General features: G+C 65.3%; 2 protein-coding genes. Both read left to right on the top strand.

Annotation, left to right across the window (positions count from 1 at the left end; translation table 11 throughout):
- A partial coding sequence (locus GPA21_RS20200) for a hydrogen peroxide-inducible genes activator (RefSeq protein ID WP_168989850.1) occupies positions 1-649 on the top strand: 649 nt, incomplete at its 5' end.
- Positions 650-687: 38 nt separating this feature from the next.
- Positions 688-1,239: FAD-dependent oxidoreductase (locus tag GPA21_RS20205; protein WP_168989851.1), on the top strand; the 552-nt coding region annotated here is incomplete at its 3' end.

Raw genomic sequence — 1,239 nt, forward strand, 5'->3', positions numbered from 1 at the left:
GATCTATACCATCGGCCCCTACCTGCTGCCGCGTCTGATCCCTCTGGTGCACCAGCATGCACCACGGATGCCGCTGGTGATCCAGGAGAACTACACCACGCGTCTGGTCGAGTCGCTCAAGCGTGGTGAGCTCGATGTGGTGATTCTCTCCCTGCCTTTGGACGAACCCGGCATCGTCGCCCAGCCGGTTTACGACGAGCCCTTTCGGGTGCTGATGCCGGCCTCCCATCCCTGGGTCGAGCTTGACCGAATCGAGACCGATAAGCTCGCCGATGAGCAGTTGTTGCTCCTTGGCGCCGGAAACTGCTTCCGCGACCAAGTTCTCGAGGTCTGCCCGCATTGCCGAAACGTCAGTGGCCTGCAGCGCACCCTGGAGGGCAGTTCACTGGAGACCATCCGGCATATGGTCGCCACCGGACTCGGGGTTACCGTGTTGCCCAGCGCCGCCGCGGATGAGCTTCCCGAGCAGAACCCCCTGGTTGCGGTGCGCCCGTTCACCGAGCCGCAACCGATGCGTCGGGTGGCGCTCGCCTGGCGGGTCACCTATCCGCGCAGTGGCGCGATCGACGTGCTGCGCCTGTCCATCCTCGAGAGCCAGCTCCCGGGGGCCATACCTGTCGGGCGTTCGTCGGTGCCCGAGCCGGCCTGAGCGATGCCGTCACCAATGTCTGACTGCCGCAGCCGGACATGACCAGCTCGTCGGGTCCGATTCTCATCGTTGGTGGTGGGGCCGCTGGTTACGCGGCGCTTCGTGAGTTGCGCCGACGTGACAGCGTTTCGAATATCGAGTTGCTGACTGCGGATGATGGCTCCGTCTACGACGACGCATCGTTCGGCCCGGCCATTGCGGAAGGACGTCGTCCCGGTTCGCTCGTGATTGCGACCGCCGTGGAGATGGCGGAGCGTTATCGGGCGACGATACGACCCCATACCCGCGTCCTGTCCATCGATCCGGTCGCGCGCAGCGTGCGTGCGGTAAACGGCGAGATAGGCTACCGCAGACTGGTGCTGGCCACCGGCAGCGAGGCACAGCGCCCGCCACACATGGCCGGCAACGCGGCGGGTCTGACGCTGTTCGCGGGCAATCTCGAGGAGTATCGCTACTTCCGGCACGAACTCGAGGGGCGACGGAGCGTGGTCATACTCGGCGGCACCGAACAAGGCTGCGTGTATGCCGATGCGCTCTGCCGCGCCGGCTACGACGTGTCGCTGTTCGAAACCAGCGGCCTGCTCTTCGAC

It is taken from the genome of Azoarcus taiwanensis (assembly GCF_012910885.1).
GTDB lineage: Bacteria > Pseudomonadota > Gammaproteobacteria > Burkholderiales > Rhodocyclaceae > Azoarcus_F > Azoarcus_F taiwanensis.